This is a genomic window from Pseudomonas sp. W22_MBD1_FP4 (genome assembly GCF_052113765.1).
Classification (GTDB): domain Bacteria; phylum Pseudomonadota; class Gammaproteobacteria; order Pseudomonadales; family Pseudomonadaceae; genus Aquipseudomonas; species Aquipseudomonas sivasensis.
On sequence record NZ_JBGQOI010000042.1, the window covers coordinates 1 to 17682 of the forward strand.

At 64.0% G+C, this 17682-nt stretch carries 4 protein-coding genes and 1 pseudogene; all 5 read left to right on the forward strand.

Translation table 11 applies throughout. From position 1 onward, the window contains the following. Positions 1–5 precede the first annotated feature (5 nt). Positions 6–158, forward strand: a pseudogene (locus ACEN2T_RS29315) (type II secretion system protein GspE); the annotation flags it as partial. A gap of 218 nt (positions 159–376) precedes the next feature. Next, on the forward strand, positions 377–1795 hold the full coding sequence (gene gspE, locus ACEN2T_RS29320) for a type II secretion system ATPase GspE (protein ID WP_032885400.1): 1419 nt from the start codon (positions 377–379) through the stop codon (positions 1793–1795). Then, positions 1795–3006, forward strand: coding sequence for a type II secretion system inner membrane protein GspF (gene gspF, locus ACEN2T_RS29325; RefSeq protein ID WP_095185996.1), 1212 nt, complete (start codon positions 1795–1797; stop codon positions 3004–3006). The genes gspE and gspF overlap by 1 nt, the downstream gene beginning before the upstream one ends. Positions 3007–3529: 523 nt before the next feature. Beyond that, positions 3530–4711 carry a substrate-binding domain-containing protein gene (locus tag ACEN2T_RS29330; RefSeq protein WP_032885398.1) on the forward strand — a complete coding sequence of 394 codons (1182 nt, stop codon included), beginning with the start codon at positions 3530–3532 and terminating at the stop codon, positions 4709–4711. 183 nt (positions 4712–4894) lie between these two features. Next, on the forward strand, positions 4895–17410 hold the full coding sequence (locus ACEN2T_RS29335) for a filamentous haemagglutinin family protein (protein WP_442117949.1): 12516 nt from the start codon (positions 4895–4897) through the stop codon (positions 17408–17410). The last annotated feature ends 272 nt before the right edge of the window (positions 17411–17682 follow it).

The window sequence follows — 17682 nt, forward strand, 5'->3', positions numbered from 1 at the left end:
ACCTTGTGAGCCTTCTCCCTTACGCCTGGGCCAAATCCCAACGCATCCTCCTGCGCCCCGGCGAGGACGGCATGTTGATGCCCGTCTGCCCCTCAACTCCCGGCTGGTCGATCAGCGAAGTGCAGCGCCAGTTCGGCCAGTCGCGGATTGAGCAGGTGGAGAAGGCGATTCCGGGGCGGGCAGCAGCCGGGGCCGAGGGCGGTGATTCGGGCTGTACCGGTAGGTACACGGCCATGAATCCAAATGAAGATCTGAATGTGGGAGGGGGCTTGCCCCCGATGAGGGGGTGTCAGCCACAGATGTACACACTGACCCACCGCTATCGGGGGCAAGCCCCCTCCCACATGTGGACCGTGCTCGGTCAGGAAGATGCCTTGTGAGCCTGCTCCCCTACGCCTGGGCCAAATCCCAACGTATCCTCCTGCGCCCAGGCGAGGACGGTATGTTGCTGACCGTCTGCCCCTCAACCCCTGGCTGGTCGATCAGCGAAGTGCAGCGCCAGTTCGGCCAGTCGCGGATTGAGCAGATACGCGATGACGAACTCGACGGTCTCCTGGCCAGTGCCTACGCCGACACCGGTAGTGCCGCGGCCGTGGTGGGTGCGGCGGAAAACGAGGTCGACCTCGACCGCCTGATGCAGGACATGCCCGAGATCACTGACCTGCTCGACACCCAGGACGGTGCGCCGGTGATCCGCATGATCAACGCCTTGCTCACCCAGGCAGCGCGGGACGAGGCCAGTGATATTCATATCGAGCCCTACGAAACCCATTCCGTGGTGCGCTACCGCGTCGACGGCACGCTGCGCGATGTGGTGTCGCCACGCAAGGCGCTGCATGGCGCGTTGGTGTCGCGGATCAAGATCATGGCCCAGCTCGACATCGCCGAAAAACGCCTGCCCCAGGACGGGCGCATTGCATTGCGTGTGGCCGGGCGGCCGATTGATATTCGAGTGTCGACGGTACCCACCGGGCATGGCGAGCGGGTGGTGATGCGTTTGCTCGACAAGCAGGCCGGGCGTTTGCAGTTGGAGACTCTGGGCATGGAGCCGCAGTTGCTCGCGCGCCTCGATACCTTGATCCGCCAGCCCCACGGCATTGTGCTGGTCACCGGGCCCACCGGCAGTGGCAAGACCACCAGCCTGTACGCGGCGTTGGCGCGGTTGGACGCGAGCACCAGCAACATCCTCACCGTGGAAGACCCGGTGGAATACGACTTGCCGGGCATCAGCCAGATCCAGGTCAACGCCAAGATCGACATGACCTTCGGCCTGGCGCTGCGGGCCATTCTGCGTCAGGACCCGGACATCATCATGATCGGTGAAATCCGCGACTTGGAGACCGCGCAGATCGCCGTGCAGGCCTCGCTCACCGGTCACTTGGTACTCGCCACGTTGCACACCAACGATGCGGTGTCGGCGGTGAACCGCTTGATCGACATGGGCGTCGAGCCGTTCCTGTTGGCGTCGTCATTGCTGGGTGTGTTGGCCCAGCGGTTGGTGCGCCGCCTGTGCCCCCATTGCAAGCAGGAAGATCCTGCCGCGCCGGGCACCTGGCGTCCGGTGGGGTGCTCGCACTGCAACCAGGTCGGTTACAGCGGGCGTACCGGTATCCATGAATTGTTCTGTGTCGACGACGATGTACGCAGCCTGATTCATCAGGGCGCCGGCGAGCAGGATTTGCGCCTGGCCGCGCGGCGGGCCGGGATGTTCAGCATGCGTGAAGACGGTGAGCGCTGGGTGCGCAGCGGCGCCACGGCCCCCGAAGAAATCCTGCGCGTGACACGGGACGCCTGATGAATCGCTATCGCTATGAAGCCGCGGATGCCAGCGGCAAAGTCGAGGTCGGGCATGTGGAGGCCGACAGCCAGAGCGCAGCGTTTGCCCACTTGCGCGGGCGGGGTTTGACGGCCTTGTTGGTGCAGATCGAAGGCGGCCAGCCAGCGGCGGCGGGCAGTAGCCTGTTCACGCCCAAGCTCTCGGACAACGACTTGGCCTGGGCCACGCGGCAACTGGCGAGCCTGCTCGGCGCCAGCCTGCCGTTGGAGGCGGCGCTGAGTGCCACGGTGGAGCAGGCCGAGAAAAAGCACATCGCCCAGACGTTGGCGGCCGTGCGTGGGGATGTGCGCGGCGGCATGCGCCTGGCGGATGCGTTGGCGGCGCGGCCACGGGATTTTCCGTCGATCTACCGTGCGTTGATTGCGGCGGGGGAGGAGTCCGGTGACTTGGCCCAGGTGATGGAGCGCCTGGCGGACTACATCGAGGAACGCAACAACCTGCGCGGCAAGATTCTCACCGCGTTTATCTACCCCGGTGTGGTGGGGCTGGTGTCCATCGGCATTGTGATTTTTTTGCTCAGTTACGTGGTGCCCCAGGTGGTCAGTGCGTTTTCCCAGGCGCGTCAGGACCTGCCAGGGCTGACGCTGGCGATGCTCAACGCCAGCGACTTTATCCGCGCGTGGGGCTGGCTGTGTTTCGCCGGGATTGTCGGCGGTTTCTGGAGTTGGCGTTTGTACCTGCGCAACCCGGTGGCGCGCTTGAATTGGCACAGTCGTGTGCTGCGCCTGCCGCTGATAGGGCGCTTTGTGCTGGGTCTGAACACGGCGCGGTTTGCCTCGACCCTGGCGATCCTCGGCGGTGCTGGCGTGCCGCTGTTGCGGGCGCTGGAGGCGGCTCGCCAGACCTTGTCCAACGAGCGCCTGAGCCAGTGCGTCAACGACGCCACTGCCAAGGTACGCGAAGGGGTCAACCTGGCGCCGGCGCTGGCGGTGGAGAAAGTCTTTCCGCCGGTATTGATCCACCTGATCGCCAGCGGCGAAAAAACCGGCTCGCTGCCGCCGATGCTTGAACGTGCAGCGCAGACGCTGTCGCGGGATATCGAACGCCGGGCCATGGGCATGACCGCGCTGCTGGAGCCGCTGATGATCGTGGTGATGGGGGCGGTGGTGCTGGTGATTGTGATGGCGGTGCTGTTGCCGATCATCGAGATCAACCAACTCGTTACCTGATCAAACGGCGTGAGCGGGCTTACTGGGGTGAGCGGGCTTGCCCCGCGCTGGGTGGTGAAGCCACCCCAAAACCTGACACGGCACCCTCTCTGAGACACCGCGTTTTGTCGGGGGGCAGATCCATTGTGTGGAAATCCAGTTCTATTGGGGGGCGAGCCTCCTCCACCACTCAACGCGTTTTTCAGTTGTTTTTTTGGTATCCCGATGTCCGGGTCCCAACCTCGGGTTCCTCATTCCGTCATCTGCCAACGGTTCCTGCCGCCTCCACGGCAGGGCCTCTGAAACCTCGCTGTCACCTGGGCTGAAATCGCTCAGAATCATGACCAAAACACCCGAGAATCTTTTTAAAAATCAAGTGTTTCCTCCCGAGGTTTTTTCCTACATCTGTCATCGGAAACTGCGACTTTCTCTTCCATGGTTTTCACCCCCGGCCACCCCTTTATCACGGCTTGGGACCGAAGCCATGGCGTCATGCAAGAGCCATCTACCCCAAACGTACAAACACGACGAAAGGAGATTCTTCATGTTTAAGCGCAACGTTCTCGCGGTATCCATGACCCTCGCTGCACTGTGCTCGGCCCAGGCTGCAATGGCTGACATCAACGGCGGCGGCGCAACCTTGCCACAGCCGCTGTACCAAACCTCCGGCGTCCTCACCACTGGCTTCGCCGCCTACATCGGCGTGGGCAGCGGCAACGGCAAGGCGGCTTTCCTGAACAACGATTACACCAAGTTCGTGGCGGGCGTGACTAACAAGAACGTGCACTGGGCAGGCAGCGATTCCAAGCTGACGGCTGCTGAGCTGCTGGCTTACCAAACCAACAAACAAGCGACTTGGGGCAAGTTGATCCAGGCGCCTTCGGTGGCCACTTCGGTCGCCATTCCATTCAACAAGGCTGGCGCCAACGCGGTTGATCTGAGCGTCAACCAACTGTGCGGCGTGTTTTCGGGCCGCTTGACCGACTGGAGCCAGATCACTGGTTCGGGTCGCACTGGCGCGATCAAAGTGATCTACCGCAGCGAGTCCAGCGGTACCACCGAACTGTTCACGCGCTTCCTCAACGCCAAGTGCGCTGAGACGCAACCGTTCGCCGTGACCACCACCTTTTCGTCCAGCTACGGTGCAGGCTTGCCTGCTGGCGCAGTGGCCGCTACCGGCAGCCAAGGCGTAATGACCGCGTTGAACGCTCAAGATGGCGCGATCACCTACATGAGCCCGGATTACGCGGCGACCACCTTGGCCGGTCTGGATGACGCCACCAAAGTGGCCAAGATTGGCGGTGTTTCGCCAGCGCCTGCCAACGTTTCCACCGCCATTGGCCAGATCCCTGCGCCAACCGAAGCCCGTGCCGATGGTTCGTTCATCGACGCCACTAACCCGGACAACTGGGTACCGGTATTCGCTGCCACCGCCAGCGGCCCGGCGACGTTCGCCTACCCATCCAGCGGCTACCCGATCCTGGGCTTCACTAACGTGATCTTCAGCCAGTGCTACGCCGACGCCACCCAGACCACCCAGGTCCGTGCGTTCTTCAACCGCCACTACGGCAACCTGATCAACAACGACACCGCCATCAACAACAACCGCTTCGTGCCGCTGCCAGCCAACTGGAAAAAAGCCGTGCGTGACACCTTTGCCACCGCTTCCAGCGCTCAAGGCATCGGTAACACCAGCGTCTGCAACGCCATCGGTCGTCCGCTGTAACCCAGGCTTTCAACGACCCGCAACCCCGATCAGCAACGGCCTGTGCCGTTGCTGATTTTTTTGCGTTAGCAGCCCTTTATGAACTTTGCATGACAGAAGTTCAGTCCCGCCCCTCGCCAACCGCCTAACCCTCATACGTGAGCCTGTCTTGCTCCTGGCGATTACAAAGAAGGAAGATTCCCGATGGTCCGCTGCAAACCCACGCTCAAGCTGAATGCCCAGGGCTCGCACGCCCAGACTGTGTTGCGCCTCAAGCCTCTGGCTCAGGTCATTGCCTTGTTGGTGGTGGCGGGCAATGCCCATGCGGCGACGGCGTTCAGCCCAGCGTGGTTCGCGGCCAAGGGGGCGACCCAGGCGACGACGGCGGCGCGGATCAATGCGGGGCAGATGCCGTCGGTGCCGACGCTGAACCAGCAGGCGCGGGTCAACCAGCAGTTGGCGCGGTCTATCAGCACGCTCAACACCACGGTCGCGGCGATTGCGGCGCAGCAGGCGGCGCAGGCGGCCGGTCGGCAGGCGGCGTTCGGTCAGGTCTCGACGATTCCCGATGGCCTCGGCAAGGGCGGCTTGCAGGTGGACAACAGCCTGACCCAGGGCTGGACCAATGCCAAGGCGCCGACCCAGACCCAGGCGGGCGGCAAGACCACGGTGAGCATTGAGCAGACCGCCGACAAGGCGATCCTCAATTGGGAGACGTTCAACGTCGGTCGTAACACCACGGTGGATTTCCAGCAGCAGTCCACCTGGGCAGTGCTCAACCGCGTCAATGACCCTGAGGCACGCCCCAGCGAAATCCAGGGCAAGATTCAGGGCGCGGGCACGGTGATGATCATGAACCGTAACGGTGTGGTCTTCAGCGGCACCAGCCAGGTCAATGTGCGCAACCTGGTGGCGGCTGCCGCGACGATCACCGATGACCAGTTCATCCAGCGCGGCCTTTATGTCGACACCAATGGCACTCAACCGACGTTCACCGATGCGGCGGGCAAGGTCGAGGTGCAGCGCGGTGCGTTGATCCAGACCCACAACGCCGCCACCTCCACCGACGCGGGCGGCTATGCCTTGCTGCTCGGCACCGAAGTGGAAAACGCCGGCACGATCATCACCGCCAAGGGCCAGACCACTCTGGCGGCCGGTGACAGCTTTTACATTCGCAAAGGGGTGGGCACGGCGGGCAACGAGCGTTCCACCACCCGTGGCAATGAAGTCGCCGCCAGCCTCAAGCCGGGCAGCAGCGCAGGCAAGGTGATCAACAACGGCCTGATCATGGCCTCCACCGGCGACGTCACCCTGACCGGGCACCAGGTTCAGCAAAACGGCGTGGTCCTGGCCAGCACTTCGGTGGACACCCGCGGCTCCATTCACTTGCTCAACTCGGCCGGCGACGCCGGCGGCAGCGTCACCCTGGGGGAGGGCAGCACCACTGCAATCCTGTTGGACGCCAGTGGCAGCACCGCCCTCAACAGCCAGAAAGACAACGGCCTGATCAAGCTCGACGGCACGCCGGCCAACCTGATCACGGGGCAGTTCAACCACCTCAGCGCCGTGGCCGACCGCACTGACCAGTCGCGGATCGAGATCGTCAGCGGTGGCACCGTGGACTTCCAGAAAGGCTCGATCACCCTCGCCACCGGCGGCCAGGTGGCGGTCAGCGCCGGTCAACGCAGCCTGGTGCGCGATGGCGCGATGATCGACGTGTCGGGCGCCGTGGGCGTCAAGGTGTCGATGGAAGCCAACAACATCAAGATCAACGTACAGGGCAACGAGCAGCGGGATGCGCCGATCAACCGCGACAATGGGCAACTGATCAATAACGACGTGTGGATCGACTTACGCGACCTGGTGTTTGTCCCGGCCGGCACCAACGGCTACGCCACCGATCGCTGGTACACCGCCGGTGGTCTGCTGGAAGTCGGCGGTTACCTCGGCACCCAGGGCCATTCGGTGGGCGAATGGATGGCCCAGGGCGGCACCGTGACCTTTACCGGCAAAGATGTCGTGACCCAGCAGGGCGCGCAGATCAACTTGTCGGGCGGCACCGTGGATGTGCAAGGGGGCTACATCCGGCAAACCTGGCTCAAGGGCCCGGATCGACGGTTGTACGAGTTGTCCAAAGCACCCGGCGACATTCTTTATTCCGGTATCTACAAGGGCTATGAAGACACCAGTGTTCGCTGGGGCCAGACCGAGTACTACTACAACCCGATGATTGCTCCGCAGGGCCGTAACGAGGCCGGTTATACCGTGGGCCGTGACGCCGGCAAGCTGGTGGTCAGCACCGCCAGCGCAGTGCTGGAAGGCCAGATGATCAGCGCGGTGTTCCAGGGTGATCGCCAGACCCAGGCGCCGAACATCAACCTGGACGGTTACCAGCAATCCCAAAAAGCCATGGCCCAGCTCGCGCAGTTGATCATTGGCCAGTACACGCCGATCTACAACAAGACCACCGGCACCTTGCGCTACGCCTTGGGGGCGAACGCCGACGAGGTGTCGATCGAAGGCAGCCTGGAAAAAATCACCGATGGCCTGGACCTCGCCACCGCGTTGCCCCAGGACCGCCAGGGCAAAATCCTGCTCGACAGCGAGCAGCTCAGTGGCAACCCGTTGGGCGCGATCAAGGTCGCGGCCAGGCAGCAGGTGACCGTCAATGGCGCGCTCAGCGTGGCCGACGGCGGCGACATCACCCTGTTCGGACCGAGGGTTGATATCAACGCCAACCTGACAGCCCTGGGTGGCAGCATCAATGCGGGCAACATCCTCAGCCAGGTCAACCCGCTGAAAGCAGGCGAGGTCGAAGACACGACCCTGGCCGGTGGTTCGAGTGTGAGTGTCGCGGCCGGCGTCAAGCTCGACGCCCGTGGCCGCTGGAACAACCTACTGCTCGACCCGACCAACAGCACCGGCGTGGCGTATGTCAACGGCGGCAAGGTCTCGCTGCGCAGTTCGAACAACGTCAACCTGGCGGCCGGCAGTGTGGTGGATGTGTCCTCCGGTGCGACCCTCGGCGTCGACGGCAAGCTCACCGGCGGCAAGGGCGGCAGTGTGACCATGGGCGCCCTCGGCGCCTTGGCGTTGGAGGGCGAGGTACGCGGCTTTGGCGTGAGTGGCGGCGGCACCCTGGCCTTGCAGGCACGCAAGGTGCAGATCGGCAACAGCGCGGCTGCGGTGGACAGCGACACCCTGAAACTGGCTGGCGACTTCTTCAATAAGGGTTTTTCGGCCTACGACATCACCGGCAACGAAGGGCTGATCGTCACCGACGGTACGCAAGTGGATGTGAGCCTGCCGACCTATCGTTTGGGCGCCCAAGCGTCCACCACGCCAACGGGCAGCGATCCCGGCACGGCCTTGGAGCAATGGACGCCGCCGCTGTACCAGGAGGACGCGACCAAGGGCGTGCTGACCCAACGCCGTGGTGCCGGTTTGAGCCTCACCGCCGGTACGGTCTACGCCACGGCTGCGCAACTGGCGAGCACAGTCCTGACGGTGGGCCACGGCGCCGTGATCAACGTCGATCCCGGCCAGGCCATCAAGCTGCGCAGCATCGGTCAATTGACCCTGAACGGTACGCTCAATGCCTGGGGCGGCAGTGTCAGCCTGGGCGGTGTGACCACCGGCGCCTCGGAGGCGGTGAACGCCATCGGCCATGACCGCTCGATCTGGATTGGCGAACAGGCGTTGATCGACGTGGCGGCGCGGGCGGCCACGGCGGTGGACTACCGTGGCCGCACTTACGGGGTGGTGCGCGACGGCGGCACTATCAACATTGGCGGCTCGCTTGACCTGAACACCGGCCTTGCCACAGCCAGCGACGTGTTCGTGGTCGTGCGCGACGGTGCGCGCCTGGACGCGTCCGGCACCCAGGCCTTGCTGAATATCCCAGGGCAGGGCGCGGTGCAGGTCGCCAGTAACGGCGGCAGCATCAGCCTGGCCTCCAACAATGGCCTGTACCTGGATGGCAGCCTGGTCGCCAAGGCCGGTGGCGCCGGCGCGGCGGGCGGTAGCCTTAACCTGGCGCTGGAGAGCCCGTATTACCAGAAAGCCGGGGTCACCGATCGGGTGCTCAAGGTCCGTGACCTGGTGTTGAGCCAGGTGCACCAACCGACCGCGCTGGGCGAAAGCCTGGAGTACGGGCATGGCCGCCTGGGCGTGGATCAAGTCACTGCCGGCGGCTTCGATAACCTCGCGCTGTTGAGCAATGGCGTATTGAGCTTTGACGGTGATGTGAGCCTGGACATGGGCCAGAGCCTGCGTCTTTACAGCCGTGGTTATGGCCTCAGTGAAAACGCGGCAGGCAACTCACGTATCAACCTGACGGCGCCGCACCTGTTGCTGGCGGGCTACCTTGCGCCTCCCGAGACGGGCAAGGATTTATACGTGCGTCCGGTGCCGGTGTTGCCGGCGCCATCCCAGCGTGCAACCGAGGCGCAGTTCAATGCCGACGGCGACCTGGTGGAAGTGCGCGGTAATGTGATCTTCGGCAATCGCAGCAGCCTGTACGGCGCCGACAATAGCCTGGCGAGCCTTGAGCTCCGTGGCTTCGACCAGGTCAACCTGACCAGCCAGGGCGATTTGCGCTTTCTGGCTGGCGCCTCCGCGAACGACATCATCACCGGTGTCAGTACCCAGTTACTGACCCAGGGCGACATGACCCTGCGGGCGGCGCAGGTGTACCCGAGCACGGAAGTCAGTGCCCGTGTCATCGCCGGTTACCTGGGCGAGTCATCGGCTGTGCAGGGCCTGACGTTTGACCCTTTACGCACGTTGACCATTGGCCGCGTCGGCAGCACGGACGCGCCGCTGCCGTATTCGGCATTCGGACGCCTGCAACTGGGCGCTGCCACCGTCAAGCAAGGCGGTGTGGTGCGCGCGCCATTGGGCCTGATCGATATCGGCAGCATGGGTAGCAGCCTGGTGCAATTGCTGCCGGGCAGCGTCACCTCGGTGAGCGGCAAGGGCCTAGTGTTGCCCTATGGCGGCACGCTGGACGGGCAGGTTTACAAGTACAACGGCAAGACGGTGACATTCCTCGGCCAAGGCGGGCTGGCCAACACCAACAGCGACTTGAGCGTGGGCGTCATTCTGGGCGGCCAGTCGGTTGCGGTGCAGCCGGATGCCATCCTGGACCTGTCGGGCGGTGGCGAGTTGCTCGGCGCCGGGTTTGTTTCCGGGCGCGGCGGCTCCACGGATGCGCGTTACAACCCGCTGGTGCAATTTGGTGCCAACGGCGGGTTTGTGTTGCCGGGGCTGTCCACCAACCCGATCTACGCCATCGTGCCTGGCGTGCAACCCGGCGTAGCGCCGGTGGCTGCGGAGGGCGGTGCCGTGGCGCCGCTGGTTGGCCAACAGGTCACCATCGGCGCGGGTGTGCCAGGGTTGCCGGCGGGCACCTATACCTTGATGCCGTCGACGTATGCCTTGATGCCCGGCGCCTATCGCGTGGAGATCAATGGCCTGGCCGGAGTCGGCAGCGACGCCGCGACCACCTTGATGCGCAATGGCTCGTGGGCCACGGCCGGGCAGTTGTCGATTGCCCACACCGGGATCCGCAACAGCACTGCCAGCCAGTTGATCCTGACTTCGGCGGACACCCTGCGCCGTTATTCCCAATACAACGAAACCAGTTACGCCCAATTCGCCAAAGCCGATGCGGCCAGGTTAGGCGTACCGCGCCCCATGCTGGAAGCCGACGCCAAGACCCTGAAACTGGCACTGCGCCCCGGCCAGGGGGCCGACGCATTCTCCTTCGAGGGTATCGGACGTTTTGATGCCGCGACGGGAGGCTATGGCGGTACGGTAGCGGTACTGGACCCTGGCAAGCTCGGCATTGAAGTGATCGCGGCTGACGCTTCGGCTACCGCCGGTTTTTCCGGCATTACGCTTAAAGCCGACACCCTCAATGCCATCGGTGCTTCACGGCTGATGGTGGGGGGCATGACCATGGTGGAGTATGGCCAGTCGGGCAACTTCATAAGCCTGGCATCGGGTGTGAACGCCGCCGATAGCAACGTGACTTTACGTGCGGGCGCCACCCTTGCCGCGCCTGAAGTGTTCCTGGTGAGCAACACCGGCGCCATCGTGGTAGAGCAGGGCGCTTCGATCAACACCCTGGGGCGCGGTGCCGCCAGCTACGATGCCCGCGACGGTTTTATCTACCAGGTTGCCAATATGCTGGCGGTGTCCAACGGTTTGCTGAACGTGGTGAGTGCCCCTCAAGTCGGCGGTGTGACCAGCGGTGGTATCAACATCGGCGCATGCAGCACGAGCGTCTGCACCGGCCAGACCGGGTTGTATTCCGATGGCAGCATCGTGGCCCTGACCGACAGCACCTTCCAACTGGGCGACCAAGTGCGATATGGCACTCGTCACCTCAACCTGGGCGTGAGCACCATCAACCTGGGCAGCGTCGAAGCCCTCGCCGCGGCGGCTGCCGCAAACCACTTGCCAGCCGGCCTGACCCTGAACCAGGCGCTGCTCGACCGCCTGCTGCGCGGCGACACGCAATTAGGCGCACCGGCCCTGGAGACCCTGCAGTTGTCGGCGCGTGACGGTTTTAACTTCTACGGCAGCGCCAGCCTCGACACCTATGACCCGCTGACCGGCAAGTCGCTGCTGAGCAACCTGATGCTGTCCACCCCGTCCATCTACGGCGCCGGTGGTGCCAGCGATGTCGCGACCATTCACACCGCTAACCTGATTTGGCTGGGTGCTACTAACGCCCCCGGCGCGGTGGTGGCAGGCGGCGCAGGCACTGGCAGTGGGCGCCTGGATATCAATGCCGAGCGCATCGAGTTTGGCTATGGCGAATTTGGCCAGCCCAGCACTGTAAAAAGCTTCGACCGCCTGGCCCTGGGCTTTGCCAACGTTGCTCTCAACGCCAGCGAGCGCATCACCGCCAACCACAAGGGCAGCTTGTCGGTGTACCAGCGCCAGGGCGCCTATGACCCGGTCAGCGGCTTCCAGTACAGCGGCGGCAACTTGACCATTCGCACCCCGCTGATGACCGGTGAGGCCGGTTCGGTGAACACGATCAAAGCCGGCGGTGCGATCAATATCGGCGCCTCGGCAGGCCCCCGTGGCAACGCCAGCGGCCAGGGTGCCGCACTGTCCCTGCAAGGCGACAGCATCCGCGTGGCCAGTGCGGTGGTGTTGCCCAGCGGTAAAGTCAGCCTCAGTGCCCGTGGCGATGTGGTGTTGACCGACGACGCGCTGATTGACGTGGCCGGTCGTGGGATCACCTTCAACGATGTGACCCAGTACGGGTGGGGCGGCGATGTGCTGCTCGACAGCCGCAGCGGCAATATCCTGCAGGCGGCGGGCTCGACCATCGACCTCTCCGCCAAGCACAACCAAGCCGGCAAGTTGCGTGCGGTGGCCACGGATGCGGCGGGTGGAATCGTCGATCTGCAGGGCAAGATCCTCGGCAGCAGCAGTGGTTACTACAACGCCGGTGGCACCTCTATGCCGCAACCAGCCGGAACCGTGGAGATCCAGGCGCAGCGCCTGGGCAGCAGCGGCTCCCTGGACCAGCAGTTTGCCGACCTCAACCAACGCCTGAACCAGGGCGAAGTGTTCGGTGCGCGCAGCTTTCAGCTCAAGCAGGGCGACCTGACCATCGGCAACGGGCTCAAGGCCGGCACCGTCAGCGTGTCCGTGGACAACGGCAGCCTGCGCGTGACCGGCCTGGTGGACGCCAGCGGTGAGCGCGTCGGCAGTATCAACCTGGCCGGCAAGAACGGCCTCACCCTGGACAGCACAGCCGTTCTCGACGCTCACGGCAGCAAGCTGCGCGTGGACAGCTACGGCAAGATCATCGACTCGCCGAACCGCGCCACGGTGGTGCTGGGCTCCGGCAGCGGCCAACTGACCCTCGCCGATGGCGTACGCATCGACCTGCGCCACGGTACCGGCGCGGCTGCTGGTAATGACGGACGCAATCGCGGCACCCTGGAACTGAATGCACCACGGTTGGCAGGCAATGACGTGGCGATCGACGCCAGTGGACGCTTGACCATTCAGGGCGCGCGCTCGATCACCCTCAACGGCATGGCGACCTACGACGATGCACCCGAAAAAAGCGATCCGACCGCCAGTGGCAGGCCGTATCAGGAAATCACCCAAGGTTATCTGGATGCAAAACACGCCTTGAGCGAGGCCTTCATCAATGCCGCCCTGCTCAATACGAACTTGCTGGATAACAAGCTCGCCGGCTTGAATAACGCGACCTACGCCGACGCTTTCCACCTGCGCCCCGGTGTGGAAATCGTCAGCAAGACCCCGGACGGCGACCTGGTGGTCCAGGGCGACCTGGACTTGTCCGGTTATCGCTATGCCAGCCTCAACCCCAACAGCCAGAAGAACAATGCCGTCTATGGCTCCGGCGAGTCCGGCAGCCTGACGCTGCGTGCCGGTGGGGACTTGAATATCTACGGCAGCATCAACGATGGCTTCGCCAAACCGCCGGTGTCCGAGGATGACAAAGGCTGGGTGCTGCTGCCCGGTGTGGACTTCAGCGGCGGCACCATCGTGGTGCCGGGCAACGGTGTAACCCTGGCAGACGGTACGGCCTTCCCGGCGGGCAGCACGCTCAACTACGACCTGCCGATCAAAGGCCTGACGGTCGCCGCCGGCACCCGTTTGCCAGTGGCCGCGACATTGGGCCAGGACCTGGTTCTGCCGGCGGGCAGCGTATTGGCGGCGGACGTGCGTGATGCCGGGGGCAACCTGTTGTTTGCCGCCGGTACGTTGCTCGCCGAGGCGCACACCCTGGTGGCGGGCACGCAATTGGGCGCCGGGACACTGTTGACCCAAGGCACCCGTCTGCAAGACATGATCTGGCCCAAAGGTGTACCGCTGCCGACGGTGCACGGGGCGAACCTGGCCAATAACATCGTGCAACTGAGTGGCAGCAAAGCCCTGCCGAAGGGCGCGCTGATCCCCGCCGGCACCGATGTGAAGTTGCCCAACGGGGCTGCCTCGGTGCAGTTGCGGGTTGGGGTGTCTGGCGACGCCGGTCAGGTGTGGGCCATCTCGCCGATGCTGGCCGAAGGCACCCAATCGTGGTCGTTGCGCCTGGTGGCGGGTGCCGACACCGAGGCCGCGGACAGCCGTCTGCTGCAAGCCCATCCGCGCAGCGGCGATATTCACCTGGCCGACAATCACTACGGCATGTATGCCAAGGAATTGCCGAGCAAAGGCGTTCAGACCTGGACGGCCGAAGCGGTGGCGGTGCTGACCGAAGCTGGGTTGGACATCAAAGAGGGCGACCCCATCGACCAGCAATTGCTCGATGACTTGAGCCTGGGGTCGATCGAGGATTTCTGCGCCGGCGCGCCGGAGTATTGCGCGATCAAAGTGACCTACGTGTGGACGCAGCAAGCGGCTGACGATCTGTTGAACCAGTCCGGTGTGATCATCCCCGTGGGCGCGGTGATCACCAATGAGTTCCTCGCCAGCCTGGAGCTGCCTACGGTGGATGAAGTCTGCGCCCTGGCTCCCGAATATTGCGCGGCCCAGAGCACGACCGAATACGGGGCGACGCCTTCGAGTACACGCTTCAGTGTGATCCGCACCGGCCGCGGCGACCTGGAGTTGTTGAGTGCGGGCAACCTGAGCATGGATTCGCTGTACGGCGTGTACACCGCCGGTACTTCATCGACCGGCACGTTTGCGGGTGACCCGTACAACCAGCCCAACGCTCAACCGTCCGGCGCCGTGCTGAACGATCCGGGAAGCTACTTTGAGCAATTCGTCAACGGCTCACCCACCAGCCGCTACCGGGCCTGGTACCCGGAGGCCGGGGGCAATCTGACCCTGAATGTCGGCGGTGACCTGAGCGGTAATATCACCAGCACTGCGACCAGCAATGCGCGTCCCAACCCCAAGGACGCCGGGGTGGACTCGGCCGCAGTCGGCAACTGGCTGTGGCGCCAGGGCAGTGGTGACGTGGCCACGGGCGGGCAAGCTCAACCCACCGCCTGGTGGATCAATTTCGGCAGTTACACCGCGACCACGGCGGCGGACAAAATGCTTGGCTTCACCGGTTTCGGCACTTTGGGTGGCGGCAATCTGGACGTGAACGTGGTCGGTGATGCCGGGGTCTTGGATACCTTGGGCTATGGCTTCAACAACACCACTGTAAACCCCCACAGTCAGGGCCTGGCCCTGGCGGTCGGCAGCACGGGGCGGATCGCCAGCGATGGCAGCCAGCAGTTGACCGGCGGCGGCGATTTGCGCGTGCGCATCGGTGGGGCGCTGAACCCGGCCAGCGTGGCCGCGACTGCGGACCATCGTGATGGTGTGCTGGTCAACCTGCGCGGCGATGTGCAACTGCGCAGCACCAGCGTGGGCAGCGTCGACATGCTCTACGGCAGCATTTCCCCCACCCAGAGCCCGGGCGAAACTCGCGCGTTCGACCCATTGGTCGCGACCCGTGGCGTTGCCCGTGGTGGCATGACCCTGGTGCCCGGTGATGCCACGTTCAACCTGCAGACCCTGGGCGACTTAGTGGTGCAAAACGTCGAAGACCCGGGCCGGGTACAGCTTTCGCACGTATCACCCTTTACCCAAGGCGCGAAAGTCGGCAGCGGTTCAAGCTGGTTTACGTTGTGGACTAAAGACACCGCGATTGATCTGTTTTCACTGGGCGGCAACCTCACACCCTTCACCCGCTCCGAAGCGACGGCCGACCTGGCGGTGGTCTACCCGTCCATCCTTAACGCTACCGCAGCGGGCGGCAGCCTGTATTACGGTAAAGCCGCGCAGACGCAGACCAACGGTGACAGCGCCTACAGTTATCCCTTGCTGTTGGCGCCTGGGGAAAACGGCCAGTTGCAGTTCCTTGCCCAAGACTCGATCTACGCCGGCGGCATGCCGGTTAGCCAGTCCGGCACGGCGAACAGTGCGATGGCGACGCCGTGGAATCCTGCGTACCAAGGCCGGGTTGGCAACGCCGTGGTCGCCAGCAACCTGTCGGTCACGGGTAACGCGGGCAACCTCTCATTGTTCGCATTCGGGTCTGGCACCACAGCCGCTTCATCTGCGGGCAGTGCTGAACCGGCGCGGTTTTATGCGATGGACGGCGACCTTGTCGGGGTGAGCAGTGGTCGGATAATCACGTTCCAGAAGACACCCGGGTCAGTGCATGAAGGTGAGACCTGGTATGAAGGGAATGGCGCGGTCCGCATGATGGCTGGGCGGGATATCGTCAGCAGTGGTCGTACCTTTGGCACTGATGGTTTTACCGTCGCGTCGCCAAGCGACAATCTGTTCATTCATAAAAACACGCAGGACATCTCCATCGTGTCTGCCGGGCGCGACATTCTCTACAGCAACTTCCAGGTAGCCGGCCCCGGCCTGCTGGAAGTGTCGGCCGGGCGCAATATCCTGCTGACAGGCACGGGCGGCGAGCACAGCGTAACCAGTCTCGGCGCGGTGTTGCCGGGCGACAACCGCCCTGGCGCGAGCATCGTCATGCAGGCCGGTGTCGGCGCCAACGGGCCGGATTACCAACGGTTCGTCGAGAGCTACCTGAACCCGCTCAACCAGGCACACGCGGGCGAGTCCTTGCAGGGCGGCAAAGTGGCCAAGACCTATGAGGACGAACTGGCCACCTGGCTGGCCGAGCGCTTCGGGTTTACCGGCGACAGCGAGCAGGCCCGCGCTTACTACGCTGCATTACCCGCTGAGCAACAACGGGTGTTTGCCCGTGATGTGTATTTTGCCGAACTCAAGGCCGCTGGCCGCGAGTACAACCAGGACGGCGGCGTCCGCGAGGGCAGCTACCTGCGTGGCCGTGCGGCGATCGCGGCGTTGTTCCCGACCAGGGACGTGGCCGGCAACCCGATCACTTACCAGGGCGACATCACACTGTTCAACGGCTCGGGCGTTCACACCAATGCCGGTGGGTCGATCCAGATGCTCACCCCCGGCGGCGGCCAGACCTTCGGCATCGAAGGCGCGGCGCCACCGTCCACGGCGGGTGTGATCACCCAGGGTGCCGGTGACATTCAGCTGTATTCCATGGGCAGCATCCTCTTGGGACAGAGCCGCATCATGACCACCTTTGGCGGCTCGATCATGGGGTGGACCGCCGAGGGCGACATCAACGCCGGTCGCGGCTCCAAGACCACCGTGGTGTACACACCGCCCAAGCGTGTCTATGACAACTGGGGCAACGTGGGCCTGTCGCCGTCGGTGCCGAGCACCGGTGCTGGGATTGCCACGCTGAACCCGATTCCGGAAGTACCGGCGGGAGACATCGACCTGATCGCGCCGTTGGGCACCATCGATGCGGGCGAGGCGGGGATTCGGGTGTCGGGTAACGTCAACATCGCGGCTTTGCGGGTGGTGAACGCGGCGAATATCCAGTCCCAGGGCAAATCGTCTGGGGTGCCTGTAACGGCCTCTGTCAATACCGGCGCCATGAGCTCGGCCAGCGCGGCGGGGGCAGCGGCCTCCCAGGCGGCGGAAGATGCGGCGCGCAGTCAGCAGGCGGCGGCCAAGCAGGGCAGGGCTTCGATCGTGACGGTGGAAGTGCTCGGGTTTGGGACTGAGCCGGTGCAGCGTGGGGTTGAAGAGGGGCAGAAGACGTCGGGGTATAACCCCAACAGCCCGGTGCAGGTGCTGGGCGCGGGGCCGCTGAGTGAACAGGCGCGGGCGCGGTTGACGGACGAGGAGAGGAAGCAGATTTCGTTGTAGTTGGGTTGGTAGGGCCTCTCGTTGGACTTTTGGGGTGATCTTTGATTGCCCCGTTTTTTTTTGCTCGTGTACATATCCGTTATTTGGGTAACGGCGGCTTAGGGTTCCGCTCTTACAGCGGGTCACTTTTGTAAAGGCACAAAAGTAACCAAAAAGCCTTCGCCCCACCACTCGGTGCCTCGCCTAGGCTCGGCATGCCCGTAATCCGACATTGATTTGGGGGGCCGCCGCCACGCGCCATCCATGGCGCAGGGCGGCTAAACCGGCATCCC